The following is a 26,338-nucleotide window of genomic DNA, read 5'->3' as shown; positions in this document are numbered from 1 at the left end:
TCGACATTTGGTACCATCTCTGGCGGGTATCGGATACTGACTCTCCGTCGGACAACCGCTCGATTGATGTGTTTCGTTCCCAAATATCGGATTGGCAGTCTTTGTATGAGCACGCAAGATGCAGTCGAGTCCCTGAGGCGACTCGGCCTTTCGAAGTACGAGGCGGGAGTCTTCGTTGCACTCCAGCAGCTTGGATCGGGAACGGCCGAAGCGATAAGCGACACCTCGGACGTGCCCCGCTCGCAGGTCTACGGTGCGGCCGACGACCTGGCGGAACGTGGGCTGGTGGAGGTGACTCAGTCCACCCCCAAGGAATACCGGCCAGTGAGTCTCACAGCGGCACGCGAGCAACTCACCGCACGGATCGAACGTGAACGTGAGCGTGCCTTCGAGAACCTCGATGCGTTACAGGACGAAGCAGCCCACGACCGACGGGTGCAGGGCGTCTCGACGGTGCGCGGGCGGCAACCGATCGACGAACGTATCATCGCACTGCTCGAAACTGCCCGGGACTCTGCGGTATTCGTCGCACCGGCGGGATCGTCCCTTTCCCCGGATATTGCGGCATCGCTACGCGAACGGGCCACCACGGGCGTCAACGTCGTGCTTGTCACCGCTGAACCGGCACTCGGTGATCGATTCGATGCTGACCCCGTCCACGTGATTGTCATGGGGGAAGACAATCCGGCGGATTTCGCCGGACGGGCACTGATGGTCGACGAGGCAACGGTCCTGCTTGCCGTCGCGAGGACTGAGGGTGGCACCGAGGAGGAGGCGTTGTGGACGGCCGAGTCGAGTATCGGTCGCATCCTCGCACAGTTCATGCAGTCGGGCATGGAGTCCGGACGGCAACGACAGACGGACGAGTCCTCAGCCTAAGAAGACCGGGGGGCTGCACTCACCGGTGTCGTGTGACCGATGGCCTCAGTGTTCGTGACCGTGATCGGGTCGGCGGCTGCCCTGATCGTGTTCATGTCCGTCGCCCGAGTCGGCATCGCCGCCGACTACGACGACTTTCACCTGCTTGACGCCCGCAAGCGCTCGCAAGCGATTGGCGAGTTCATCGATCTGGCCGGCGGTGCCATCGACGACGAGGGTTTCCATACACCGGTCTTCCGAGAGATGGATGTGCTGGACTGACGTGACAACGTCGGCGTATTCGTGTTGGATCGTCTGGAGCCGACTCGCCACGTCACTGTCGTGGTCGTGTTCGTGGGCGATAACGATCGTGCCGTAATGGCGCGTCTCGTCGCCACCCTCCCATTCGTACGTCGTAAAGAAGTCCCGCAGCGCGTCCCGGACCGCTTCCGATCGGCTTCCATAGTTCCAGTCCGCCACGATCCCGTCGAGGCGGTCGGTCATCTCGGGCGGCAAGGTGAGGCTCACCCGGTCGAGATCGTCGGCCATACGGCCGATTGGACTGGTGGCCATATCAGGCTTGTAACTCGCGTTCCCAGTATTACCGAAACTCCGAAACGTATTATTACCTGGAGTGGCCTACTCCCGTCCATCGATGCACATCGCCGATGGATACCTCGACCTCTGGATCGCCGCCGGGGCTGGCCTGCTGTCGGTCCTCGCCCTGGCGTGGGCCGCGCGGCGCTCGGCGGGCGACCTTGAGGGGCCGCGCGCGCCGCTGCTTGGCGTCACGGCGGCCGCGATCTTCGCCGCACAGATGCTGAACCTCCCCATCCCCGGCGGGACGAGCGTCCACTTCGTCGGCGGGGCCTTCGCTGCCATCCTGCTTGGCCCCCATCTCGCGGCGCTGGCGATGACCAGCGTCTTCGCGATCCAGGCGCTGGTGTTCGGCGACGGCGGCCTGGTGGTCATGGGCGGGAACGTCTTCGCGATGGCGATCGTCGAGGTCTACGTCGGCTACGCCGTCTACCGGGCGCTGGCCCCCTATCACGAGCGCGGGGCCGTCTTCGCCGCCGGCTGGGTCGGCATCTCGGCGGCCGCCCTCGTCGCGGCGGTCATGCTCGGCATCTCCGAGGCCTTCGCCTACGAACTGACGACCGTCCTGGCGATCGTCGGTGGCTGGCACGTCCTCCTGGGGATCGCCGAGGGCGCGATCACGCTGTTGGCCTACGAGTTCGTCGCCGAAACCCGCCCCGACCTGCTCGCCGAGCGGACGCCGACGATCGACCGCCGACGTCTGCTCCGTCGCGGGGCCGGCGTCGTCGGTGGCCTGGTGGTCCTCTCGCCGCTGTTCGCCTGGGCGGCCGGTCAGGTCGGCTACACTGAACCGCTGGAACACGCCGCGAGCGCGACCGGCGCGACCGCCCACACCGTCTCGACGCTGCCCGCCCTGCTTCCGGACTACGGGCTCGCGGGCGTCGATCCCTACGTTGGGACGCTCGTCTCGGGGGTCGTCGGCGCGGCGCTCGTCCTCGTGATCGGCTGGCTCGCCGGCCGCCCGCTGACCGCCCAGCGTGACCCGCGCTGATCCCGTCAGCCGATCGGCGGGCACGCTGATCGATCGGGCACGAAGTCTCCTGCGCGACGAGCGCGTCGCCGATCGACGGGGCTGGCTCCAGGCCGTCCACCCCGTCCTGAAACTGCTCGGCGTCCTGGCCCTGCTGGTCGTCACCGTCACGTTCGACCGGCCGGGGCCACCCGCCGCGATGCTCGCAATGACTGTCCTTGCGGCAGTCCTCTCCCGGGTCCCGCTGGGTACCCACGCGCTCCGGACGGGCGTGCCGATGACCGTCTCGCTGCTGATCGTCGCGCCACAGGCCGTCCTCCTTCCGGGCGCAACACTCGCCGGGCCGGTCACCGTTCCGGGTTCGACGTACGTGGCGACGTTCACCCTCCGCGTCGGCGCGAGCGTCTCGCTGCTCGGGCTGTTGCTCTCGACAACGCGGTTCGCCGCGCTGGTGGGTGCCCTGCGGACGCTCCGCGTTCCCCGAACGGCCGTCACGCTGCTGGCGATCACCTACCGGTACCTGCTGGTCGTCTTCGAGGAACTCTCGCGACTGGTTCTGGCGCGGCGCAGCCGCCGGATCCGCCGGGCCACACTCGCCGAATCCTGGCGTGAAGTCGGTTCGCTGCTCGGAACCTTCCTCCTGCGAGCGCTGGATCGCGGCGAGCGCGTCGGGCGGGCGGCCCGTTCGCGGGGCGGAACGGCGGGCCGGGCGTACACCCGACAGCACGCGATCGGCCTGCCTGACGCCGCCTTCGCGTTCATCGTCTTCGCGACCGTCGCGGCGGGGGTGTTACTGGCGTGAACGCTCTGGACGCTCGCGATCTCTCGTTTGCGTACCCCGACGCGACGACCGCTCTGGAGGGGATCGACCTGACGATCGAGGCGGGCGAGCGCGTGGCGATCCTCGGTCCCAACGGCGCGGGCAAGAGCACGCTGCTCTCGCTGCTGGCGGGCTTGCGCGACCCCGCGAGTGGCGAGGTTCGGTACTTCGGGACGGACGAACCGGCCGACGACCTCCGGGATCGGATCGCCCACTGTCCGCAGACGCCAGCGGACTACCTGTTCAACGCGACTGTCCGCGAGGATCTGGAGTACGGCCCCGCACAGCTCGGCATCGATCGCCAGGACGCCGACGAGCGCGTCGACGCACTCGCGGCCGAGTTCGACCTTGAGGATCTGCTGGAGAAACCACCGTTCCGGCTGAGCGGCGGCGAACAGCGCCGGGCCGCGGTGGCGGCCGCCCTCGCCGTCGAGCCCGACCTGCTCTTGCTCGACGAACCTGTCGCCGACGTGGACGCCGACCACCGGGCGACGATTCTCGACGCGCTCGATCGACGGCACGAGGCAGGCACGACGATCGTCGTCTCGACGCCGGACGCCGACCTGGTCCCACAAGTCGCCGATCGCGTCGTCCTGCTGGATCGCGAGGGATCGATCGTCCGGGACGGCCCGGTCAGGGCAGTGCTCACCGACGGGGATCTCCTGCGGGACGTGGGCGTCTCGCCGCCTCAACTCGTCGAAATCTTCCGGCAGGCAGGGTTCGACGAACTGCCGCTGTCCGTCGCGGAAGCCGTTGGACGACTACGAGAGCTCCGGGCCGGACCTGACGACCCGGGCGAGCAATAACCGACCCGGCGTTATGCTTCGAGGACTGTTGCCTCGTCTAGATTCCAGTCAGTGAGATAGGGGCGTTCAGCGTCGACGAGGTCGACGAAGAGGTTTCGGGCGTCCTCGGGCGGCAGCGTCACGAGTGGATCATTCAGGAACGCCCGGTACGCCAGATCGAGGTCGCCGTCGAACCCGGCCTCGATGAGCGTCTCCTGGTTGCTCACGTGTGTCCTGACCATGCTCAGCACTTGCTCCGGAAGCTCCCCAGCGGCGTGCGGGACGATGTCGTCGTCCGTCACCAGCGCGTTCGTCTCGACGACCGCACCCTCGCGAACCCCGGAAAGTTGCCCGTGGTTCGGTAAGTTGACGTTCGTGACCAGTTCCTCGCCGCCCAGCAGTGCCGTCATGAGCTCGACCATTTTCTCGCCGGTGTCGGTGAACTCGAACGCTTCTTCGCCCGCCAAATAGCGTTCACGCTCCCGTTCGTTCGCCGGCCAGTGCTCGATCCGATGCTCGCTCGGCGTTAGGCGAATCCCCCACCGCTGGATGTCTTTCGGATCGTCGATGTTCAGGTACCACGGGACGAACTCGGCGAGGTGGCGGTCGCCCGCGGCGGGAAAGGTCCCAAAGCGACGATAGAGATCCAGCGCGATCCGGTCGTTGTTGACGTAGAACGTCTCGTCGTCGAGGTCGCCGGGTTCGAATCCGCCGAGGAGTGGGCGCTGGGAATCGAGTTCGGCGTCGATCACGTCGAAGACGTCCTCGCTCCGGAAGCGGACGTCGTCGATCCAGGTGAAGTGGTTGATTCCCTTGACGTTCACCCGGAGGTCGTCGCCGCTGACCGACTGACCCTCCCCCAAGTTCCGGTGTTTCTCGACGTACTCCGCGAGGTCGTCTTTGACGTGGAGCACCTCGTGACAGAGCCCGACGGCCTTGATATCGGGGAATTCCTCGTAGAGCGTCCGGGTACAGACCGTCATCGGGTTGGTGTAGTTGAGTACCCAGGCGTCGGGGCAGTGTTCGCGGATCGCGGCCGCGATCTCGCGGTACTGGGGGATGGCCCGCATCGCTCGGAACGTCCCACCGGGGCCGACCGTGTCGCCGACGGACTGGTAGATGCCGTACTCGGCGGGGATGTCGAGGTCGTGGGCGAACGTCTCGGCCGGCGGGTCCTGCGTCGAGAGGACAACGACGTCCGCGCCGTCGAGCGCGTCGGCGAGGGACGGGACGGCCCGGTAGTCCCACTCGGCGATCGCTTCCTCGCGATCCTGGATCAGCGCGCCGAGGCGGGCGTTCTGTTCGGCGCTCGCCTGGTCGATGTCGTAGAGGCGAACCTCGCCCTCGAGAGTGTGCTGTCTGGCGAGGTCGGTCATCATCTTGCTCGCCCAGTCGCGAGAACCGCCGCCGACGAACCCGATCGTCATGTCCTCGAACCGGCCGTCTTCCTCGTGGGACTCACACATAGCAAGCACCAGGAAAGCAGAGCCCAGGAAAGTACTGGTTCCGGCTTCTCGGAGAGAGCGGTCTGGCGCGGAGTCGATCAGAACCCGAACAGTTCCTTCGGCCGGTCGTACGCCATCCGTTCGACGAGATTGCGGGCCTCCGGCTTGGGAACCTGCCCGCGTTCGACCATGTCGCCGACGGCGTTGGCGAGACTCCGGCGGAACATCTCGAAGCGCGAGCCATACGAGACGAGCTTTCGAGAATCGCTGACCATCCCCGCATAGTTCGAGAGGAGATCGACCGTCCCGACGTACTTCAGCTGTTGTTCCATCCCGAACGGGCTGTCGTTGAACCACCAGGCTGCGCCGAGGCTGACGTTCGGGAACGCCCGCGCGATCGTCGCTGTCGTCGGGTAGTGCGTCGGGTCGACGGTGTAGAGGACGATATCGAGCTCTCTGTCGAAGGTATTGAGGAAGTATTCCAGCGCATCGACGAGTTCGATGTCCTGTGTGGAGATGTCGCCGCCGGTGTCGGGACCCAACTCCTCGTAGAGGTCCTGACGGTAGTCCCGGACAGCCCCGATATGGAGCTGGATCACCCAGTCGGCTTCGCGGTTCCACTCGCCGATCTGCTCGAGCATGAACGCCTCGAAGTCCCGGACTTCGTCGGGATCGAGGTTCGCGCCGGCGATTGCTCGCTTGTAGATCCGCGCGGCGCGCTCCTCGCTGACGGGTTTCGAGATCGGCTGCTTGATTCCCAGATCACTTGCGACGCAACCGTGGTCGTCGAAGTGGTCGTGGCTGTCTTCCATGGCGGCGAGGAACCCATCGAGCGTAGTCGTCTCGATCCCGCGAGCTTCTTCGAGTTCCTCGACGAAATCCCGCCAGCCGTCCTCGGAAACCTTGATCGCCCGATCGGGCCGCCAGGTCGGCTTGACCGCGATCCCGTCGAGTTCTTCGGCCGCACGTTCGTGAAGAGCGAGGTCATCCGTCGGATCGTCGGTCGAGCACATCACCTCGACGTTCATGTCCTCGAGGAGTGCCTGGGGCCTGTATTCGGGCTGATCGAGGAGGTCTTTCGTCTCCATCCAGATTTCCTCGGCTGTCTCGGGCGAAATCCGTTTCTCAATCCCGAATCGGCGCTTGAGGTCGAGGTGGACCCACTCGTAGGTCGGATTGCCGACCAATTCGGGGAAAATCTCCGCGAGGGCGAGCCACTTCTCCTTGTTCGAGGCGTCACCAGTGATCTTCGCCTCGGGGACCCCGCGCTTTCGCATCATCTCCCAGACGTAGTGATCGGTCGCACCCTGGACTTCCCAGATGTCCGACCAGCCGTCGTTTGCGACGACTTCCTGCAGGTCCACGTGACTGTGGGGATCCAGGATCGGTGCGTCGCCGATCGCCTCGTACAGTTCGACGGCCGTCTCCGTCTCGAGGAGGTACTCCTCGTCGATGAACGCCATGGCAGGGCCTTCGGCGAAGGGTCGAATCAATCTTCCCCACCGCGTGGTTCGGTCCGTCTCTTCGTCTGTTCACCGATCCCCTCATGGCTTATCGCTAGCTCCCAACAACTACCAAAAAAATATAACAGCATAGAAAAAAACTCCGACGTATGCCGATACCAGGTGGAACCGAGATGCTAGTCGGGTCGCTGATCATCCTCCTGCCGATTCTCGCACTCGTCGTGTCGTTCCTGTATAAGTGGCTCAAAGAGGGGTACGATCAGGAGGTGGAAGACTCGGAATTCAGGGATTCGTCATGAGCACGAGCGCCAGCACGAATCCCTTCACTGAACGGTCGATTCTGCGACGCCGTTGGTGAACGAATTCTGCGTTCGCTCATATCACTGCCCGGCTGGATGAATGCTTATGGGGGCCACCGGAGAACGACCCGCCATGGCGACCGAAGACTTCCAGGCGGTGTTACCCCCGGACGTGACTGTCTACGAACGATCGGTCTACAGCGAGGGGGACTCGACGTTCGCCCTCGTCAACGATGCGGACGGCATCCGCCGTCTCTACGTCGAGGGACCGGCGGCCGCGGACTTCGACGGTGGCACAGTCCAGGGCGACGGCCAGGTCTTCCCGCTGACCTACGGGAACGCCATGGCGCTGGCCGATGTCTTCCCCTGGCTCGAACCGACAACCGCCGGTCGGCAGTCGGCCTTCGGCTTCGGCGACCGGATCGGCCTGGCGACGCCGGGCCACGCCCGTGCGGTCCGTGACTCCGATCTAGTGCCGGTGTTCGCCCAACAGTCGATCCGCGAGATGGACCGAACGGAGCGCTCGCCCGCGGACGTTCTCACCACCGCGATCTTCGGCGTCTTCGAAGAGGGCTACGAGGAGGGGTTCGTCGCCGATGCCGACCACCTCATGGCCCGCGAGGACGTCGAACGCACGGCCGGGGTCGGCTTCACGATGTTCACCTGCGACCCCAGCGAGCACGTCGTCGCCGACGCCGACCACATGGACAACGACGCCATCGAAGCTGCCTTCGCCGAGATCGAGGACAGCGAGGCGATCCTCGATCGCTACGCCGGGGAGACCTTCGAGGCCGAGACTGACGGGTACACTTGGTCGGACTCCTTCTCGGAGATCGAACTCAAGCGGGCGGCAGTGAAGTATTACGCGGCCATCGAGTTTGCCGAGAAGCTCTATGGCTGGGTCGAAGCGGCGGTCGACGGCGACTTCGACTTCGAGGTCTCCGTCGACGAGACCGAGACGCCGACGACCCACCTCGAACACGCGCTCATCGCCAGCGAACTCGACCGCCGCGGTGTCGAGGCTACCAGCGTCGCCCCGCGGTTCGTCGGCTCCCTGGAGAAGGGCATCGACTACGTCGGCGACCTCGACGAGTTCGAAGAACATCTCAGGGGACACGTCGCCATCGCCGAAACCTACGGCCCCTATCGGCTCTCGCTGCACTCGGGGTCGGACAAGTTCAGCATCTACCCCTTCTTCGAGGAGTACGCCAGCGACTACCAGCACGTCAAGACCGCCGGGACGAGCTATCTCGAGGCGATCCGCGTCGTCGCCGAGAACGATCCCGATCTCTATCGGGAGATCCACGCGTTCGCCCTCGAACGCTTCGACGAGGACAAGGCCACCTACCACGTCAACACGGACCTCTCGAACGTGCCGGACATCGACGACCTGACGGACGACGAACTTCCCAAAATTCTCGATCAGGACGACGGCCGACAGCTGCTACACATCACCTACGGCTCGGTGCTGTCAGCCACGGATGAAAACGGGGTGTTCCGGTTCAAAGACGACCTGCTGGCGACGTTGCGGGAACACGAGGACGACCACTACGCGTTTCTCGAAGAGCACCTCGGTCACCACGTCGATCTGTTGACCGGCGAGATCGAGGACTGAGAGAGGGGCTGTCCCGCGACCCACAGTGTTTTGCCCGCTGCCATCCTCATCCGCGGCCATGACCACACCGGCGGACGCGACACCGAGCCACCTCCGCGTCGAGTACGAGAAGTCGCCGACGAACGTCGACCCGTCGCGTCCGCCCCGTTTCTCCTGGCGTCTCGACACGGACCGTCGCGGTGCGACTCAGCGAGCCTACCGCCTCGTCGTGGGTCGTGACTTCGAGGCAGTCGCCGGCGGCGACGGAACGCTGTGGGACTCCGAACGGGTCGACTCGGATCGAGCCACCAACGTCGTCTACGACGGTCCCGACCTCGCGGCCGACAGGACCTACTACTGGTCGGTGAAAGTCTGGACGGACCGCGGCGAGACCGAGTGGGCCGACCCAGAACCATTCTCGACAGCACTGCGGCCTGCAGACTGGTCGGGCGAGTGGATCGCCCATCAGCCCGGCGTCGGCGACACCGACGGCTGGCGTAGCCAGTGGCACCGTCCCGACGAGGACGCCACGGAGTGGGTCCAGATCGACCTCGGTGAGACCCGCTCGGTCGAGGAGATCACGCTCCATCCGGCCGATCCGATCTCGGTCGTGCGGACCCCCGACGATGTGGCGGTGACGATCCACTGGTCGTCGAACCCGCTCGCTGGCTTTGGCTTCCCCGAGACTTATCGCATCGAACTATCCGACGATCCCGACTTCGCCGAGAGTACGGTCGTCGCCGAGCGGAGGATGCCGGACCAGGGCGAAAGCACGACCGATGGGCTCCCGACCGACCTCGCGACGCCGCCCCAGACCCACGACGGCCTCGACGCCGGGGGGCGGTACCTCCGCATCACGGCGACCGACCTCTTCGAGTTCGTCCCCTCGACGAGCCGCGACGCGGCAGACTCCCGCAAGACCGAGGGGGTCCACCCCTGGCAGTGTTTCGCCCTCGCCGGCGTCACCGTCCGGGACGGGGAGGGGACGGATCTGACCGGCGACGCGTCCGTCCAGGTCTCCTCGTCGGTCGAGACGGCGACCTGGGGCCGCGAGCATCTCCTGAACGGCCACACCGACTCGCGGCTGGCCTCGACGTCGCCGCAGCTCCGCCGGGAGTTCGAACTGGCGAAGCCGGTCGAACGGGCCCGTGCGCACGTCGCTGCGGTCGGGTACGGCGAGTTCTCGATCAACGGCGAGAAAGTCGGCGACCGCGTGCTCGACCCGGCCTGGACCGAGTACGAGAAGCGTGTCCTCTACTCGACGTACGACGTCACCGAACAACTGACCGAGGGTGACAACGCCGTCGGGCTGTGGCTCGGTCGCGGCTGGTTCGCCAAACGCGGGGCCTACTGGGTTGCCGACGGCTCCCCGCGAGCCAGGGCCGTCCTCTCCGTCGAGTTCACGGACGGGACGACCCGCCGGATATCTACCGACGGCGACTGGGCGGCCCGGGAGAGCCCGATCGTCGAAAACGACATCTACGACGGCGAGACCTACGATGCCCGCCGCGAAGCCGACGGCTGGCGACAGCCGGGCTTCGACGCGTCCGGGTGGGACGGGGCCCAAATCGTCGACTCCCCGGGAGGAACGCTCAGACCTGAGCGGATCGAACCCATGGAAGTTGTCGAGACGTTCGACGTCGAGGCGGTCCACGAACACCCGGACGGGCCGATCCTCGACTTCGGCCAGAACCTCACCGGGTGGCTCGAAATCGAAATCGAGGACCCGGCGGCTGGCGACGTGATCACCCTCAAACACGCCGAGACGCTGACCGACGACGGCGACCTCGCGACGGTCGACCTCCGGAGCGCCGACGCGACCGACACCTACGTCGCCCGCGGCGCGGAACGCGAGACGTACGAGCCCCGATTCACCTACCACGGATTCCGGTACGCCCAGATCGAGGGGTATCCGGGCGAGTTCGATCCCGACGCCGTCACGGCGACGGGGGTCCACACGGCGATGGATCGACGCGGGGAGTTTGCCTGCTCGAACGACGATCTGAACCAGGTCCAGCACAACGCGGTCTGGGGGCTGGCCGGCAACGCTCACTCGATCCCGGAGGACTGCCCCCAACGCGACGAGCGTTTTGGCTGGACCGGGGACGCACAGATCGCCGCTCGGTCGCTTGCGTTCAACTTCGACGCCGCACGCTTCCACGAGAAGTGGGCGCGCGATCACGACGACGCGGCGAGCGACCTGGGTCACGCCCCGGACGTCATTCCGAACAAGGCCCCGGAGAACCCGGGCGACCCGACGTGGACGATTACCCGCGTCGTGATCCCCTGGTATCGCTACCGCCACGACGGCGACGAGCGCATTCTCGCGGCACAGTACGAGGGCATGCGCGCACACGTCGAGTACTGGCTGTCGGTGACCGAGGACGATCTGGTTCCGGGTGCGTACGGCAAGTTCGGCGACTGGCTGGCCTTCGAGAACACCGACGGTCGGCGCGGGCTTCCCTACGATCTGTTCACGACGGCGTTCGTCCACCAGATCACGGATGTCCTCGCGAAGATCGCCGATGTCCTCGACAACGAGGCTGACGCCGCCCGCTACCGCGAGTGGGCTGATCGGCTCCGGACGGCGTTCAACGAGGAGTTCTTCGAACCCGCGTCGGGCCGCTATCGGCCCGGGACGCAGGCCTCCTACGCCGTGGCGCTGTTCCTCGGGCTCGTCCCCGACGAACACGTCGAGACGGTCGCGGCTGGGCTGGCCGAGAAGGTCCGTTCCGACGGCGGGAAGCTCAAGACCGGGTTCCTGGGGACTCGCCCACTCATCCAGACGCTCGCCGAACACGGCTACGACGACCTGGCATACGAGGTTGTCAGCCAGCCCGCACGGCCGGGCTGGGTGTACATGGCCCGCAACGGCGCGACCACGATGTGGGAGCGCTGGAATTCGGACGACAGCATCGGCTCGGGCATGAACTCGCTGAACCACTCCCCGCTCACGCACGTCTCGGAATACTTCTACGAGGTACTGGCCGGGATCCGGATCGGCGATCGGCCCGTGACGGACCACGTCACGATCGCGCCCTCGCTCGTCGAGGACCTGGAATGGGTCGAAGCCAGCTACGAGACACGCAACGGTGAACTGGCCGTCGACTGGGAGCGGACCGGCGGGGGCTACGATCTGTCGGTGTGGGTGCCCTGGAACACGTCGGCGACCATCAGGCTCCCCGACGCGGCCGGCAGGTCGGTGTCCGAATCGGGAGTCGATCTGCCCGTCGAGACGACTCCCACACCCGAGGGAGTCCGATCGATCGACTACGAGGATGACGTGGTTGTCCTGGCTGTCGAGGCCGGCCAGTTCGATTTCTCGGTCCGGTAACCGTCTTCCCCGGTCCCCCCTGCCTCCGAAACGTTCAACTCCGCGTGCCGAGCACGGACCGTCGTTGTGGCCCCATCAGACGATCATTCGGAGCGGAAAACCACGGGACGCACTGAACGACGGGTTTCGAACCTGCTCGACGAGATGACCATCGAGGAGAAGGTTGCACAACTCGGCTCGGCCAATCCGTCGCATTTCATCGAGGACGAAACGCTCGTGAGAGACGGCGTCGAAGCACAGCTGCGCGACGGGATCGGTCATCTCACCCGCACTGCCGGCGAGGGCGATCTCGATCCGGAACGGGCCGCGCTACTCACGAACCAACTCCAGGAGTACCTCATCGAGGAAACGCGGCTCGCGATTCCGGCGATTCCACACGAGGAGTGCCTGAGCGGCTACATGGGCCCCCAGGGAACTGTCTTCCCGCAGATGATCGGCATGGCGAGCACGTGGTCGCCGCAACTGCTCGAATCGGTCACCGGCGTGGTCCGAACCCAGCTGCAGGCGATCGGTGCGGTCCACGGTCTTTCGCCGGTGCTCGACGTCGCGCGCGACCTCCGCTGGGGCCGTGTCGAGGAGACGTTCGGCGAAGACCCCCAACTCGTGGCAGCGATGGCGCGTGCCTACGTTTCGGGATTACAGGCCACGGACACCGTTCGGGGAGACGGTCGTGACGTCCACGCCACACTCAAGCACTTCGCTGGCCACGCAATGGGGGAAGGCGGCAAGAACCGCTCGTCGGTCCAGATCGGCGAGCGTGAACTCCGGGAGGTCCACCTCTACCCCTACGAGGCGGTGATCCGGAGCGGCGACGCCGCCTCGATCATGAACGCGTATCACGACATCGACGGCGTCCCCTGTGCCAGTTCCGAGTGGCTCCTGACGGACGTCCTCCGTGGAGAGTGGGGCTTTGACGGGACAGTTATTTCGGACTACGGGAGCGTTGCTCTCCTTGACGGCGAACATGGCGTCGCCGCCAACAAACGCGAGGCCGGCGTGGCTGCACTGGAGGCCGGTCTCGACGTGGAGTTGCCAAATACCGACTGCTACAGTGACCCACTGCTCGAAGCGTTCGAGGCGGGAGAGGTCAGCGAAGCGACGATCGACACCGCCGTCGGTCGCGTCCTCCGGGCGAAGATCGAAACCGGGGTGCTCGATGATCCGTTCGTCGATCCCGAAGCTGCCCCGCAAGCCTTCAACACCGACGAACAAGCCAGACTTGCCCAGAAGGCGGCCCGTGAGTCGATCACGCTGCTGGAAAACGATGGGTTGCTTCCGTTGGGAGACGACCTCGACACGGTCGCCCTTCTCGGCCCGAAGGCCGACGACGATCAGGAACTCCTGGGTGATTACGCATACCCCGCGCACTTCAATCAGGAAGAAACCGACTTCGAGGCGACGACGCCACGTGACGCCCTCGAAACGCGCGGTGCAGACGCTGGGTTCGCCGTCGAATACGTCGAAGGCTGTACCACGTCCGGCCCCTCGACCGAGCAGTTCGACGCGGCTGCCGAGGCAGCCACGGATGCGGACGTGGCGATCGCCTGCGTCGGCGCACGCTCGGCCGTCGATCTCTCCGACGACGATCTCGCGCACCGCAACCAGTCGATGATCCCGACCAGCGGTGAGGGGAGCGACGTCACCGATCTCGGGCTGCCGGGCGTGCAGGCGGACCTGCTCGACTGCCTCGCCGAGACGGAGACGCCGGTGATCGTCGTGCTGATCAGCGGCAAACCCCACGCGATTCCGGAGATCGCCGAGACAGTCCCATCCCTGCTTCACGCATGGCTACCCGGCGAGGAGGGCGGCAACGGAATCGTGGACGTGCTGTTCGGCGACCACAATCCGAGCGGACACCTGCCACTCTCGATCCCTAAATCCGTCGGGCAGCAGCCAGTCTACTACAGCCGGAAACCCAATTCCGCGAACGAGGAGCACGTCTACGACGATGGCGAGCCGCTGTATCCGTTCGGCTACGGGCTGAGTTACACCGACTTCGAGTACGACGAACTCGAACTCGACGCCGAGACGGTTGCGCCGATGGGGACACTTACTGCGAGAGTCACAGTCACGAATGCAGGTGACGTCGCCGGTGACGACGTCGTCCAGCTCTACCACCACGCCGAGAACCCGAGCCAGGCCCGTCCCGTCCAGGAACTGCTCGGCTTCGAGCGCGTGCATCTCGCATCCGGCGAGTCAAAGCGCGTCAGCTTCGAAATCGACATGACTCGGCTTGCCTACCACGATTTGGCCATGAACCTCGTCGTCGAAGAAGGGCCATACGAACTCCGCGTCGGCACATCCGCGGCCGATATCGTCGACACTGCTGCGTTCGACGTGACGGACACGAAGGCCGTCCCGCGCTCCGCTCGCTCGTACCTCACCCAAACCAGTATCGAGCCGATCAGCTAGCGCTCATTGTCGCGTTTGTGGGTGCAACCATTGGGGCCCGGATGGAGCCGATATCCATATAGCGATATGTGATTTATGTCTCTGGCATCGTACGATATGCAGCCACCGGAAGCTCGTAAATGTGATCTTCGTATACGTCACGAACCCGATCTCCCCAATCGTGGGTGTACGTATCGATGATATCCTGGGCGACGTCGCCGCGCAGATACTTCACGATCCCACGGTCACCGGTTCGATCTCGAAGGTGTGTGGTGAAGAAGTGCCGGAAGTAGTGTGGCGTGACGTTTTCCTCGACACCGCCACCGTTGTCGTACCACCCATGCTCACTTGCGTGGCTGGTGACGATGTGACGTACCCCATCAGTCGTGATCCGCTGACCCCAGTTGTCCGTCGTACTGGTAAACAGCGGACGCGCGGACGAAACCGGGTCAGGACGAACATCCAGCCAGGCCCGGAGCGTCTCGGCCAGATCGTCATCGACAGGAACGACTGTATCTCGCCGGCGCTTGTTCGAGGCTGCCCGCTGTTCGCCATTCACTGTTGCACCCCGGGAGGGCTCACTTGCGACGAACAGTGAGTCGGGTCGCCCATCGAGGGCGGGTCGTGTCGTTACCGATTCGCGGGGATCATCGGACAGATGGAGGTCGCGTTGATCGAGATTACACAACTCGCCGACTCGCATCCCGGTCTTCAGCAACGTGACGATTACCGCACGGTCCAGCGGATGATCGATTCCGGAGACGAAGCCCTGCATTTCCGGGATCGAAACGTCGCGACGTGCCGGATCTGCGTCGATCCGTTCGTCCATCTCTTCGACGACGATCGCCATCGGATTCGAATCGAAGACGCCGATCTGGGTCATATACGCGTAAAATCGGTGTAGATAGGACGCGTACGTGGCCACAGTGCTCTCTGAGAGCTCTTCTCGCTGGGAATGGATCCACGCCATACAATCACGATGTGAGGCCACAGCGAGGGGCTTCTCGCCGTTCTCACGGAGTGATGCTTCGAAGTCCCTGAGGACCCGTTCGTAAGCGTCACTCGTCCGCTGGCTCTTTCCCTGGTAAGTAATATCCGTCAGGAAGTACTCGATCGGATCTTCAACCTCCTCTGGAATGGCAGTACCGGCACTCATGGTTCGACCAGGGTGTAGCCGCCCTCACGGCCACTATACTTGATGGCGTTTTCCTCCTGGAGTTCGTCCAGTGTATCTTCGAGCCGTGCCTCGATGTCGTCTGTCAAGGCAGCGACCAGCTCGTCCCATGTTAGTGCGCCAGCGCTTGACAGCTGCTCGCGGACGCGATCGGCCAGGCCACCTTCGCCTGTCTGGCTAACGTCAGTGGGTTTCGGCTGGGGTGTCCGAGTAGCGTCAACTGTCTCGCTCTCTGAAAAATGCCGCCGTCCGGCCTGGACCATCGTCCTGACGAACTCGCTTTGGCTCATCCCGAGTTCGTCGGCGTGGGACTGCCAGGCATCTTTTTGGTAGGCCGGGACGTACGTCTTGACAGCTGTTCGGGACGTCGACTCTTCATCCGGCATGCTCGGTCGTTCGGTTCGTCCCGCCTTCAACCTGTCCCTACAATTGCCGATAAGAGGGGTTATCCGTGTAGATATCACCATCTCTATCCGGGGTATGCGGTTTTTATTCCGTAAATCTATGTATACGAGGTATAGTATAGTTACATATACACGGATAACTAAATACACCGTTGCACAGGGCCGTGTCTTGACGATACACTAATAAATATGCCCGTGTGCACAAAGGCCTCTTTTCGGCGGTCAAACCTGGGGGTCACCGTTCGAAAACACGGCTCCACCATACTGAATGGGGGCCGGGGCAGAGCGCATCTTCGGTCCCGATATCGTCCATCCGTGATGGGGCGGCAGTAATATGTTGGTTCAAAACCACTCACGGCACGTCAGCGTTCGAGATGGGTTGGCATTGCATCCGCGGACAGCTGATTGGTTGTAGGCCTTCGGTTACCGGCCGTTTCTCGATACGGTTTCAGTGGTCTGCGGGTTGGAACCCTCTATGGTACATCACGCTTCGATGTCGATTGGCTCCGTCGATCGATATTTCGGTTACAATTTTGCTTCCGTAGGGATGCTTTTTCATCTCGGCGTCGTTTCGTTCATCTATCGCTCCCAAATCCATCCCCCATCGACCGGGGCAGCCCAAGAGGAAAGATGTGGTTCTGGTTGAGTCTTTCGGGCGGATCTAAGCGTTTGAACTCATCGGCGTGGATTCCTGCATTGCGTATCGGTTTCTCAGATCCCCGGATGTCGAATGGGCGATTGTCGATGAGCTACCGCCGAAGAGATCCAATGTGGACTTCTCTCGTGGTTTCACTACGTTTGCTGGTGGCCTTGCCAACCCAACGCCGACTTGGGGTGAGGGTCCTGGAGCCGAGACGTGGTAGTTTCGGTCGATGAGCCTCGTGTGTCGGGTAGCACGAAGCAGTTCAGAGAGCGAGTCCCCGCATTCTCAGCTCCCGCGGCTCTGGCGGGTCGTTTCGTTCTCACGGGTTGCGCCGAACCTTGTCGAACAGCCGAGGTCTCGCTGCCCGCTGCGCTCCAGTGCGTGCGTCACCGGCAGAGCGGTGCTTTCCCGAGCGACGCGGCATAGCCGCGGACGCCAGGGTCGCTGGCCGGGGCTTTCTGGCTGTTCGCAGCCGAATTCGCTTAACTAACCACTACCGATGAGGCGTGCTTGCATCATGTCGTAGTCTACACACAGCAACCCGGGACAGCGTGAGGAGGATACGTTCAGCTTTCAGTCCGTTTTGGAGCCCCATTGTCAGTTGGCACGACGTTGAATCCGCAGGCCGTATACGAAACGATTGACACACCTTTCGGGCGCTTTCACTGTAGTTCGTGTGGGGGCCCCACAGTAGCGACTCGATGGGCGTGCGAATGGCGCTGATTGTTCATTCGAGGCGAGTCCAGAACTACAGTGGGCCCTTGTCCAGTGCTTCGTTCCCCAGGGCCAGCCCAAAACTATAATTTTCAGTGATGGGTTCTCAATGCTCGGTATACGTATTATCCTCGCATCTGCCACTCGTAAACCAAATATCGCTATATGATCTCAGACTTCTCCAGCAGTTGAGACTGGTTGTCTCATGAGGTGCGTGCCGAGAGTTGGTGGTCTGATCGGAGTGCTCGCGAACCTTGGGAGATCTCGGAGATACGGACTTTGAGTAGCTCGCCTGGTCGTGACCGGTCAGGAAATGAGCGGTGAGTCCCGTCAGTGAGGACTACTCACTGTGGGTTTCATGTCATCCATCGCCCGCTGTAGAGTCTCTATAGTGGATCAATAATCTATAGACTGCTCGTGATCGGTTTTGTTGGCTCCCACTGGGACTGGATCACAGACCAGGGGGGATGAACCGAACCGACTACCCTATACGGGTATTATAAACCCCTTTGTTGGGTTCGTCCGCCGGTCCACCTGGATGAACTCCACCAGACGGCGGTTCTTGACTGGTATCAGTATCGCAGCCGGGGCCGGACTCACGGGCTGTTCGGCGAACAGTGATGACGGGGGCGGCGGTGCGGGTACCGATGCTCCCGGTGACGCCGATGGATCGGGTGGTAGCGGTGGGACTCATGAAGTCGGCTACGGTGATTATAGGACGACGGTCTCAGCGAGTACCTTTCCGGATAAACTCTTCATCTACGCCGTCCAGACGGGGTGGTCGAACTGGGCGGCGCTTATGGAGGGCTTCGAGAATGAGTACGGCGTCTCACTCAACGACGACCAGCGCTCCTCCGGCGAGGCACTCTCCCATGCCCGCCAGAACGCCCAGAATCCGAATCACTCGGCGATGAACGGTGGCTACACCTTCGGCGTGATCGCTCGCAACGAGGGGCTCACCCAGCCCTACAAGCCGGCCAACTATGACAAAGTGCCGGACTCGTTGAAGACCGATGACGGCCACGTCACCGCGACGCGTCGGATGACCACCGCGGTCATCTACCGGAAGGACCTCTACGAGGAGCAGGATATCGATCCACCCGAGACCTGGGAGGATCTCAAACAGGAGGAGATCGCTGCCAAGACCCAGTACCAGCCCCCGCAGGCAGCCGTCGGGCTAGCTGGGGCGCTCTCGATCAACAACGCCTATGGCGGCTCCTTGGACGATGTCCAGCCGGTCATCGACTTCTACAACGAGGTCAAGCGCAAGGGCGCCGTCTTTGCCGGTAACGTCGAGCAGAAGTTCAGCAAAGGCGAGATCCAGACCTTCGTCGAATATGACTATACCGGGCTGGACTTGAAGTACAACGCGGACTCCGTCTCCGAGGATCAGGTCGGCGTCAGGTTCCTGAACGGCCCCGAAGGCATGGGTGCGCTGAACCAGCCATACGGCTACGCGATGCTGAAGGATGCGCCCAACCCTGAGGCCTGCAAGCTGTTTATGGACTACGTGCTCTCGAAGGACGGGCAGCGAAAATTCTTCGACGCCTTCGTCCGCCCGATTCGCGCGGACGAACTCGAAACGCCGGAAAAATTCCCATCCCAGGACCGCTATGAGGGCAAAGAGTTCCAGGTCGACTATGGCAAACTGATCGACAATCAGGAAAGCATCATCAAAGAAATCGGCCAGGGCGTCGGCCTAACCGGCTACTGAGTCCATGTCCACACTTGAGGAGTCCGGCCTGCGTGGTCGCATCAGGGAAACCCGCCCGGGGCGGCTGGCTTTCCCAGCCACCGAGCGGGGCCGCAAGCGTCGTCGTATCGCGCTGCTGGCGGTCCCGTTTTTCGCCCTCGCGACGTTCGGGGCCTTCATTCCGCTGGTGAAGATGTTCCGGATCAGCGTCTCCGAGCAGTTCCTCTACGAGGTTCAGGGGTGGACCCTGGAGCCCTACCGGCAACTGTTCGCCTCCATTGCTGCGTTCGTCCCGGTCGTCGGGACGGACCTCTCGGCCGCCATCGCGGTCGGGGGCGAGGCCGTCAATCCGGTCTACGGGCGGACCATCTGGAACTCCCTGTGGTTCGGCGCGGTTACTACCGTCGCGAGTGTGGCGCTCGGTATCGCTATCGCCCACGGGCTCGAGAAGTACGATCTCCCCCGCAAGGACATGCTAATAACGCTCATTTCCTTCCCCATCAGCCTGCCAGGGATCGTCGCCGCCTTCATGATGATCGTGCTGTTCGGTCAGACTGGATTTCTGACCAATGTTTTCGCCGTCATAACCGGTGCCGAACCGGTCGACATCCAACTCACCGGCCAGCCTTCCGGAACGACCCTGGCCGTCGTCGGGCTGTTCTTCGGCTACATCTACTCGATGATTCCCCGGGCGACGCTGTTGTTGCGTGGCACCTACGCGGAGGTCAACACCGATGCCGAGGAGGCTGCCCGATCGCTGGGCGCGACTCCCCTCCAGACGTTCCGGTACGTCACTCTCCCGCAGATTCGGCCGGGTATCGTCGGTGCCCTCATCCTCACATTCCGGACAGCACTCGCCATCTTCGGGACCGTCCTCGTCCTGAAGTCTCTGTCAGTCGTGACGTTCCGGTTCGATCAACTGGTCGGGGTCGGCTACGAACTGAACATCGCCTCCGCGCTCGCGAGTGTGTTCTTTGTCTTCACGGTCCTGTTTACCTTTCTCGGCCTGCGCTATACCAGCGCGGAGGTGGGGCGATGACCGCTCCCGACGAGACGGGGATCGTAACGGGGACGGTCCCCGATCGCACGCCGGGCCGGCTGGGTCGGCTGTCCGCCCGATACGGCCGGACGGTGATCACGGCGCTTTTGTTTGCCACCGTGGCTTTCCTCATCGGACCAGTGCTGATAACCGTCGTCGGATCGTTCTTCGAGAACTGGACCGGTATCTTGCCCAGCGGCGGACTCACACTGGATAACTGGGCGCAGGCGCTCGGCATCGCGGGAGGCGACCTCGGCGCACAGCGCGGGATGGGAGGGTTCTGGACGTTCGTCGCGCCGGATGTCCTTTTCGTCTTCCAACTGCCCGTGGTGCCCGATTTGACGGTGCACTTCCCGTTCGATTTTGCCGTACAGACGCCGATCCCGATGGCGCTCGGACTCAGCGTCCTGCTGGCGCTTGCGGGCGTGTGTATCAACCTCCTCGTCGGCGTTCCGATCGCCTACGCGGTGACTCGCTACGAGTTCACCGGCCGGCGGTGGATGAATACCTTCGCCGTCCTGCCGATCGTCCCGGGCATCATCCTCGGGATCGCCTTCCTGAAAACCTACCCCAACTTGCCAAGCATCATCGCGCTGGTGCTTGGCTACTCGTTGCTGAAGATTCCCTACATGGTGCTTGCGGTCCAGTCGGCGTTCGAATCGATGGACTTGCGCAGCATGGAGGAAAGCGCCCGGTCGCTCGGGGCTTCCTGGACGACCACGTTTCTCCGGGTCATCGTCCCCGGCGCAAAGCAGGGGATCATCTCGGGATCGATCATTTGCTGGACGCTTGCGGCCGCCGAATTCAATTTCTCGTACGTGATCTACGCGAGTGGCCCACGTCCGTTCTCGTTGTTCCTCTTCGAGAACATCTCGAACAACCCGTTTTTGCGGGCCGCGGCCGCCATCTCCATCTATTTCGTCATCGTGGCCGCGGTGACGGCGCTGTTGAACTACGTCGGTGAGAACGGATTCTCGGTTGGAGGTGTCCAATAGATGGCCGAACGTGTTAGAATCGACGACATCACGAAACGCTTCGACGAAACGCTCGCCGTCGACGATGTCTCGTTGACGGTCGAACCGGGTGAGACGCTGGGACTCGTCGGTCCCTCAGGTTGTGGCAAGACCACGACCCTTCGAACCGTCGCGGGCTTCGAAACACCTGATGCGGGGCGGGTACTATTTGACGACGAGGCGGTGACCCACGTCCCGCCCGAACAGCGCGATGTCGGACTGGTTTTTCAGTCCTACGCGCTGTTCGATAACATGACAGTTCGGGAAAACGTCGAGTTCGGCCTGCAGATGCGGGACGTGTCCCCGGAACAACGGGCAAAGCGGGCGAGCGAGTTGCTCGACCTGCTCGATATCGGCGGGCTGGGCGACCGCGACCCGACGACACTCTCGGGCGGCCAACAGCAGCGAGTTGGACTCGCCCGGGCACTGGCCATCGAGCCACGCGTCCTGTTGCTCGACGAGCCGATGACCGGCCTGGATGCGAAACTCAAATCTCGGCTGCAAGAGGAAATCGGCACGCTGCTGGAGGATATCGACGTTACGTCGCTGTACGTCACCCACGACCAGGCCGAGGCGATGGTGATGTGTGATCGTCTCGCGGTGATGAACGACGGCCGCATCGAACAGGTGGGCACCCCGGCGGAGATATATGAGTCACCGGCCAATGGCTTCGTGGCCGATTTCGTCGGCACGTCGAACCGGCTGGACGCGACGGTCCAAAACGGGACGCTGGATCTGGGTCACGCGGCCATCGAGGCACCCCCGGGTGCCCCAGAGGGCGACGTGACGGTGGTCGCCCGTCCGGAAGCCTTCGCCCTCGACGGCGGTCCCGTCGAGGCGACAGTCGAGGATCGCTTTTATCTGGGTGAACACGTCCGGGTGAGCGCGCGAACGCCTGACGACCAGCAATTGACACTGCGCTTTGACCCCGAGAACGCGCCTGATAACGGCGACGTAACACTCTCGCTCGATTCGGACCGTGTCCACCTGCTCCCGACGGACGCCGCCAACGCATGAACGGGGACGATGGGCACCTCCTTGCCCGCCTCCCCACACTGACGACAGCCGACGAAACCCGATTGGGGGTTGTCGCTGACCCGCACCTGTCGACGCGAGCACAGGGCACCTGGAAGTGCTACCACCGAACCGAGACGTTCCTCAGTCGGGCTGTCGCCGGTATCCAGTCGGCGTCGCCCGATGCCACGGTCGTCGCGGGCGACCTCACGAAGGACGGCGAACCGGCTAATTTCGACCGCTATGACGAACTCGTCGCCCCACTCTCGAGCCCACTGACGGTTCCGGGTAACCACGACGTCCCCAAGTCGTTCGTCGACCACGAGGTGCTGCCCGTCGAAGATTTCGCCGACCGGTACACGCGTGATGGCTACCCGTTCCGTGAGCGGGTCGGTGGACTCGACGTCTACTGTCTGAACAGCGCGGCAACCACCGACGGGTCGCTCCGTGACACCTGGGGTGGACGCGTCTCCCAGGACCAGCTAGACTGGCTGGCCGAGCGGCTTGATGGTCCCAGAGTGCCGGTGGTCGTCGTCCACCACAACCTGTTCGCACAGCCGGAACACACCGGCGGATTCTGGCGGAACTTTCCGCTCCAGAACGCGGACGCCCTGCAGGACGTTCTCACCGGGCACGGGCCGGTGCTCGTCGTCAGCGGGCATCATCACATTCCGTCCGTCCAGCGCGATGGTGACGTTCACGAGGTGATCGCGCCGGCGCTGTGTTCGTATCCGCCATCGTATCTTCTCATCAACGTGGGGCCGAAGGGCACGACCGTCCGCCGGATGCCTGTCACGACTCCAGCAGAGCGGACCGAGGCCTACACGCTCGGGGCGACTGGGACGGATCTCGGCCAGGCAGTCGTCACACTCGCTGCCGATCGCGTGGGGTCAGAGCCACAATGAATCGCCGTCGCCTGCTCGCGCTCGCGGGAACGAGCGCCGGCGGGCTTGCGGTGACCGCTGTGGCAACTAATGACGCATGGGGGTCCTTCGGCGGCCAGCTCCGAGTCGGCCTGGCCCCTGTGGTCCCTACAGACTATCGCGCCGCTGCTCGGCGGACGATCATCGACCAGCTCGAGAACGCCCTACCGTTGTTGATGAACGTGCGTGTCGAACAGGCACACAATGAATACAGACTTCTCCGGGGGCTCGCCGACGGTGACTACGACGTGGTCGAGTTGGGTGCCGTCGCGGGGACTGCCGCGCTGGAGGCGGAATTGGTGGACCCGCTCGTGTGGCCTAGTCTCGGCGGTACCGACCACGGGATGACCTACGACGTGCGGATCGTCACCAGGAACCCGGACCTGGACCGCCTGCCAGAGGATCGCTGGATTGCAGTTGGCGACCCGCTTTCGACGCCGGCCCACGCCGCGCTCTCCAGCGTGGGGGACTTGCGGGTACCGCCGACACGGGTGCGGTGGCATACCGCCCCATCCTGGGAGGCACTCGACAACGAACGGGTCGCGCTGGCGGCAACCGACGAGTTCCGTGCCCCGTCATCGCTTTCGATCTACCGGTCCACTCCGGTGTCGGTCCCCGCGCTGTACGTCCGACGCGGCGTTGGTAACGTGTCCCGGCTTCGTGCACAGTTTGGGGCCCTCCGAGGGAACAGCACCTGGTACGAAACTGCGAAGACACCGGCGGAAGTACCCAGCAAGGAGTGGCGCGGGGATGCCCCCGAGTGGGTCGGGGAGCTACATCTCCCGGGTATACAGTGACGAGGATCGGCGTTTCGCTCCGCCGGTGGCCCAGATTACGGAACTGCACCGCTTTCGACCATGCACACACTCCGAACGGGCAACTGGGAGTTCGGTCGCCGGCGAGTTCCGACTGAACCGTCGGGTCTTTGCCGGGGCCGACCGAACTGCTCGGTATGTCAGCCGACACGCCAGATGTGTACGACGAGTTTCTCGATCACGTACAGCAACTCAGCTACGTGGCCGATGCAGGCGGCTTGCTCCAGTGGGACCAACAGGTGATGATGCCGGAGGGCGGGACACCCGCACGATCCAAACAGCAGTCGGCACTCTCGACGCTTCATCACGATCTCCTGACGGACGACGATCTGGGCGAATACCTCGCGACCCTCGAAGATACGTCGCTCGACCCCGAACAGCAAGCGGTGGTCCGGGAGGTCCGTCGGGAACACGAACGTGCGCGGAAGGTTCCGCGGGATCTCATCGAGCGGATCTCGGAGGCCACGTCGGAAGCCTTACCAGTCTGGGAGCAGGCACGGGCGGACGACGACTTTGAGACGTACGCACCCGTCTTGGAGGAGCTGGTGGACCTTCGCCGGGAGTACGCTGAAGCCATCGACCCTGACCGTGATCCATATGCAGTTCTCTTCGAGGAGTTCGAACCGCATCTCGGGCTGGACACCGCCGAGCGGATTCTTGGTCGACTTCGAGATGAACTCGTCCCACTGATAGACGAGATAGCCGATAGTGAGGTGACTCAGCCCCGTCCATTCGATGGGACGTATCCCGTCGACGAGCAGGAGGCGTTGGTCCGTGCGGCGCTGGACGACCTGGGCTTCGACTGGGATCGCGGTCGGCTGGATACCTCGGCCCATCCGTTCACCTCCGGCACGCAGTTCGACGCCCGGATCACGACCCGATTTGACGAGGAAAAGCCCCTGGATTCGCTATCTTCGACCATTCACGAGTTCGGGCACGCGACCTATGCCCTGGGATTGCCCGACGAGCAGTATGGCACACCGCTGGGCGATGCGCGGGACCTGACTGTCCACGAATCTCAGTCCCGCCTCTGGGAGAATCACATCGGCCGCTCGCAGGCGTTCTGGGAGCATTTCATGCCGACTGTCGAGGATCACCTCAGTATCGAGGCAAGTGCCGAAGACGCGTACCGCGCGGTCAACCGGGTCTACGACGACAATCCCATTCGGGTCGAGGCGGACGAACTCACCTATCACATGCACATCGTCCTCCGGTTCGAGATCGAACGCGATCTAATCGCCGGCGATCTGGACGTCAGCGAGGTCCCGGCGGTCTGGAACGACAAGATGGAGGAGTACCTGGGCATCCGGCCGGACACTGACGCCGAGGGGTGTCTGCAGGATATCCACTGGACGAACGGCACCTTCGGCTACTTCCCGACGTACTCACTGGGGAGCGTGCTGGCGGCCCAACTCTACGATGCTGCCGAAGCGGCCATCGGCCCGATCGACGACGCCGTTCGCGCCGGTGAGTTCGAGGACCTCCACGAGTGGCTCACGCAGAACGTCCACCGACACGGCAAGCGATACACGACCGACGCCCTCATCGAGGAAGCGACCGGGCAAGCCTACACCGCTGATCATTTCTTAGAGTATGTGACGGAAAAGTACACTGGACTGTACGATCTCTGATTCTCTCTGCTGAAGTCACTCCCTGTCAGCAGGGCTCAGGCCAGATTGAGCAGGAAACCGAGAAAGCCGAGCACGAACGTTACCGTCAGCATTTTGCTCACGGAGACATCGTGGGCTTCGGCGAGTCCAATCCCCTGGATGCTCGCTTTCCATACGAGTCCGAAGATACTCGCGAACAACCCAACCGCCGACGAATGGACCCCGGTCCGCTCTAAGAACCTGGCGGCTTCAGCGGGATCCGATGGGACCGTTCCAACCATCAGAAACAGCCCAGCGGCTGTGACCGGCAAGAGAACGATCGAGACCAGGTCCGCCTCGCCGACGACCGCCAGCGTCGTCCCGAATCCCCGGTCGCCGTCGGCGAACCAGACGAAGACGTGCAAGATGGCGGCGATGAGCAGCCAGCCGAGAAAAATGCTGATGAAGATTCTGAAAACGCCGTTATTGATCACACCCTCCACGCGGGCACGTTCAGCGGGGGACATGTCGATTTGTGCCATGACGTCCCGAAGGAACTGCCAGGCGAGGATCGCCACGAGAATCGCTTCAGACAGAATGATCCCAGCACCGAGTAACAGCGAGGGGCGATCGTTGCGTTGAAAGTACTCGGAGGGGCTTCGAAGCGGCGTGGTTGGGGCCATAGCGATGGTGACAGTTCATGTGTACTAAGCATTTTCATATTAGGGCGGATCCCTTATCCACGCGGAAGACAGTAGTTT

21 protein-coding genes and 1 pseudogene are annotated in these 26,338 nt (G+C 63.5%); 16 read left to right on the top strand and 6 right to left on the bottom strand.

Annotated features, from left to right (window positions below; all coding sequences use genetic code 11):
* The first annotated feature begins 105 nt into the window (after positions 1 to 105).
* Complete coding sequence (locus SVXhr_RS07510; protein ID WP_275736602.1) at positions 106 to 879, top strand: helix-turn-helix domain-containing protein; 774 nt, start codon at positions 106 to 108, stop codon at positions 877 to 879.
* 45 nt (positions 880 to 924) lie between these two features.
* Here SVXhr_RS07510 and nikR read toward each other — a convergent pair whose 3' ends face one another.
* Positions 925 to 1,407, bottom strand: coding sequence for a nickel-responsive transcriptional regulator NikR (gene nikR, locus SVXhr_RS07505; protein WP_275736601.1), 483 nt, complete (start codon positions 1,405 to 1,407; stop codon positions 925 to 927).
* 106 nt (positions 1,408 to 1,513) lie between these two features.
* Here nikR and SVXhr_RS07500 point away from each other — a divergent pair.
* The 4 genes and pseudogenes from SVXhr_RS07500 to SVXhr_RS07485 all read left to right on the top strand — a co-directional run.
* Positions 1,514 to 2,122: pseudogene (locus tag SVXhr_RS07500) on the top strand (energy-coupling factor ABC transporter permease); the annotation flags it as partial.
* A 69-nt stretch (positions 2,123 to 2,191) separates the two neighbouring features.
* The gene (locus SVXhr_RS07495; RefSeq protein WP_345799509.1) at positions 2,192 to 2,446 is read left to right on the top strand and encodes a PDGLE domain-containing protein; all 255 of its coding nucleotides are present in this window, start codon (positions 2,192 to 2,194) and stop codon (positions 2,444 to 2,446) included.
* Complete coding sequence (gene cbiQ / locus SVXhr_RS07490) at positions 2,433 to 3,227, top strand: cobalt ECF transporter T component CbiQ (protein WP_275736600.1); 795 nt, start codon at positions 2,433 to 2,435, stop codon at positions 3,225 to 3,227. The genes SVXhr_RS07495 and cbiQ overlap by 14 nt, the downstream gene beginning before the upstream one ends.
* Positions 3,224 to 4,051 (top strand): ABC transporter ATP-binding protein, encoded by an 828-nt coding sequence (locus tag SVXhr_RS07485; protein ID WP_275736599.1) that lies wholly within the window; start codon positions 3,224 to 3,226, stop codon positions 4,049 to 4,051. Before cbiQ ends, SVXhr_RS07485 begins: the two co-directional genes overlap by 4 nt.
* A gap of 11 nt (positions 4,052 to 4,062) precedes the next feature.
* Here the strand turns inward: SVXhr_RS07485 and SVXhr_RS07480 are convergent, their stop codons facing one another.
* Both SVXhr_RS07480 and uxaC read right to left on the bottom strand, forming a co-directional pair.
* Positions 4,063 to 5,496 (bottom strand): glycoside hydrolase family 4, encoded by a 1,434-nt coding sequence (locus tag SVXhr_RS07480; RefSeq protein ID WP_275736598.1) that lies wholly within the window; start codon positions 5,494 to 5,496, stop codon positions 4,063 to 4,065.
* Positions 5,497 to 5,573: 77 nt separating this feature from the next.
* Entirely contained in the window at positions 5,574 to 6,938 is a 1,365-nt protein-coding gene (gene uxaC / locus SVXhr_RS07475; RefSeq protein ID WP_275736597.1) for a glucuronate isomerase, read from the bottom strand.
* A 149-nt stretch (positions 6,939 to 7,087) separates the two neighbouring features.
* On the opposite strand from uxaC, the gene SVXhr_RS07470 reads away from it, so the two are divergent.
* From SVXhr_RS07470 to SVXhr_RS07455, 4 genes are all read left to right on the top strand, one after another.
* Complete coding sequence (locus SVXhr_RS07470) at positions 7,088 to 7,237, top strand: hypothetical protein (RefSeq protein ID WP_275736596.1); 150 nt, start codon at positions 7,088 to 7,090, stop codon at positions 7,235 to 7,237.
* Positions 7,238 to 7,370: 133 nt separating this feature from the next.
* On the top strand, positions 7,371 to 8,852 hold the full coding sequence (locus SVXhr_RS07465; RefSeq protein WP_275736595.1) for a tagaturonate epimerase family protein: 1,482 nt from the start codon (positions 7,371 to 7,373) through the stop codon (positions 8,850 to 8,852).
* Positions 8,853 to 8,910: 58 nt separating this feature from the next.
* Positions 8,911 to 12,165 (top strand): family 78 glycoside hydrolase catalytic domain, encoded by a 3,255-nt coding sequence (locus tag SVXhr_RS07460; protein ID WP_275736594.1) that lies wholly within the window; start codon positions 8,911 to 8,913, stop codon positions 12,163 to 12,165.
* A 144-nt stretch (positions 12,166 to 12,309) separates the two neighbouring features.
* On the top strand, positions 12,310 to 14,577 hold the full coding sequence (locus SVXhr_RS07455; protein ID WP_275740888.1) for a glycoside hydrolase family 3 N-terminal domain-containing protein: 2,268 nt from the start codon (positions 12,310 to 12,312) through the stop codon (positions 14,575 to 14,577).
* A gap of 73 nt (positions 14,578 to 14,650) precedes the next feature.
* Here the strand turns inward: SVXhr_RS07455 and SVXhr_RS07450 are convergent, their stop codons facing one another.
* Together SVXhr_RS07450 and SVXhr_RS07445 are read right to left on the bottom strand one after the other, a co-directional pair.
* Entirely contained in the window at positions 14,651 to 15,712 is a 1,062-nt protein-coding gene (locus SVXhr_RS07450) for a tyrosine-type recombinase/integrase (protein WP_275736593.1), read from the bottom strand.
* On the bottom strand, positions 15,709 to 16,116 hold the full coding sequence (locus tag SVXhr_RS07445; RefSeq protein ID WP_275736592.1) for a DUF5805 domain-containing protein: 408 nt from the start codon (positions 16,114 to 16,116) through the stop codon (positions 15,709 to 15,711). The genes SVXhr_RS07450 and SVXhr_RS07445 overlap by 4 nt, the downstream gene beginning before the upstream one ends.
* Before the next feature lie 1,913 nt (positions 16,117 to 18,029).
* Between SVXhr_RS07445 and SVXhr_RS07440 the strand changes: the two genes are divergently transcribed.
* The 7 genes from SVXhr_RS07440 to SVXhr_RS07410 all read left to right on the top strand — a co-directional run bounded on the left by SVXhr_RS07440 (position 18,030) and on the right by SVXhr_RS07410 (position 25,619).
* Positions 18,030 to 19,205 (top strand): extracellular solute-binding protein, encoded by a 1,176-nt coding sequence (locus SVXhr_RS07440; RefSeq protein WP_275736591.1) that lies wholly within the window; start codon positions 18,030 to 18,032, stop codon positions 19,203 to 19,205.
* A gap of 4 nt (positions 19,206 to 19,209) precedes the next feature.
* Positions 19,210 to 20,223: an ABC transporter permease subunit gene (locus SVXhr_RS07435; protein WP_275736590.1), complete on the top strand. Its 1,014-nt coding sequence runs from the start codon at positions 19,210 to 19,212 to the stop codon at positions 20,221 to 20,223.
* Positions 20,220 to 21,218 (top strand): ABC transporter permease subunit, encoded by a 999-nt coding sequence (locus SVXhr_RS07430; RefSeq protein ID WP_275736589.1) that lies wholly within the window; start codon positions 20,220 to 20,222, stop codon positions 21,216 to 21,218. Before SVXhr_RS07435 ends, SVXhr_RS07430 begins: the two co-directional genes overlap by 4 nt.
* Positions 21,219 to 22,253, top strand: a complete 1,035-nt coding sequence (locus SVXhr_RS07425; RefSeq protein WP_275736588.1) for an ABC transporter ATP-binding protein — start codon at positions 21,219 to 21,221, stop codon at positions 22,251 to 22,253.
* Positions 22,250 to 23,155: a metallophosphoesterase gene (locus SVXhr_RS07420; protein WP_275736587.1), complete on the top strand. Its 906-nt coding sequence runs from the start codon at positions 22,250 to 22,252 to the stop codon at positions 23,153 to 23,155. The genes SVXhr_RS07425 and SVXhr_RS07420 overlap by 4 nt, the downstream gene beginning before the upstream one ends.
* Positions 23,152 to 23,970, top strand: coding sequence for a hypothetical protein (locus tag SVXhr_RS07415; protein ID WP_275736586.1), 819 nt, complete (start codon positions 23,152 to 23,154; stop codon positions 23,968 to 23,970). Before SVXhr_RS07420 ends, SVXhr_RS07415 begins: the two co-directional genes overlap by 4 nt.
* Positions 23,971 to 24,125: 155 nt before the next feature.
* Positions 24,126 to 25,619 carry a carboxypeptidase M32 gene (locus SVXhr_RS07410; protein ID WP_275736585.1) on the top strand — a complete coding sequence of 498 codons (1,494 nt, stop codon included), beginning with the start codon at positions 24,126 to 24,128 and terminating at the stop codon, positions 25,617 to 25,619.
* 35 nt (positions 25,620 to 25,654) lie between these two features.
* Here SVXhr_RS07410 and SVXhr_RS07405 read toward each other — a convergent pair whose 3' ends face one another.
* Positions 25,655 to 26,260, bottom strand: a complete 606-nt coding sequence (locus tag SVXhr_RS07405; protein WP_275736584.1) for a YIP1 family protein — start codon at positions 26,258 to 26,260, stop codon at positions 25,655 to 25,657.
* Positions 26,261 to 26,338 lie beyond the last annotated feature (78 nt).

The sequence above is a fragment of the Halorhabdus sp. SVX81 genome (assembly GCF_029207715.1).
GTDB lineage: Archaea > Halobacteriota > Halobacteria > Halobacteriales > Haloarculaceae > Halorhabdus.
The sequence above is the reverse complement of the archived record's forward strand: the minus strand, read 5'-3'. Positions and strand labels throughout refer to the sequence as shown.